General features: G+C 48.7%; 2 tRNA genes. Both read right to left on the reverse strand.

Annotated elements, in window-relative coordinates:
* Positions 1-150 precede the first annotated feature (150 nt).
* Positions 151-226, reverse strand: a tRNA-Ala gene (locus FS665_RS23160).
* Between the two features lie 24 nt (positions 227-250).
* Positions 251-327, reverse strand: a tRNA-Ile gene (locus FS665_RS23165).
* Positions 328-437: the final 110 nt, after the last annotated feature.

The following is a 437-nucleotide window of genomic DNA, read 5'->3' on the forward strand; positions in this document are numbered from 1 at the left end:
TTTACCTTAGCCTGAATTCCAGCAGTGAAACTGGTCTTCAGTCTATTTCTATCACATATCCGAATTTTTAAAGAACGATCTGACAAAAGTCAGAAATCAACATTCGAAGCGAATGCTCATTTCTGAGTTTGATCAAGGTGCTGTGTGAAGTGGTGGAGCCAAGCGGGATCGAACCGCTGACCTCCTGCGTGCAAGGCAGGCGCTCTCCCAGCTGAGCTATGGCCCCGTATTCTACGGCTGAACCATGTAATGGTAGGTCTGGGCAGATTTGAACTGCCGACCTCACCCTTATCAGGGGTGCGCTCTAACCAACTGAGCTACAGACCTATAACAGGGTTGCGTTACAGCATCGTCTTTTACAATGAATCAAGCAATTCGTGTGGGAGCTCATCAGCAGGCTGATGTCGTCGATTAAGGAGGTGATCCAGCCGCAGGTT

Origin of the sequence: Pseudomonas sp. URMO17WK12:I11, assembly GCF_007677725.1 — a bacterium.
Taxonomy (GTDB): domain Bacteria; phylum Pseudomonadota; class Gammaproteobacteria; order Pseudomonadales; family Pseudomonadaceae; genus Aquipseudomonas.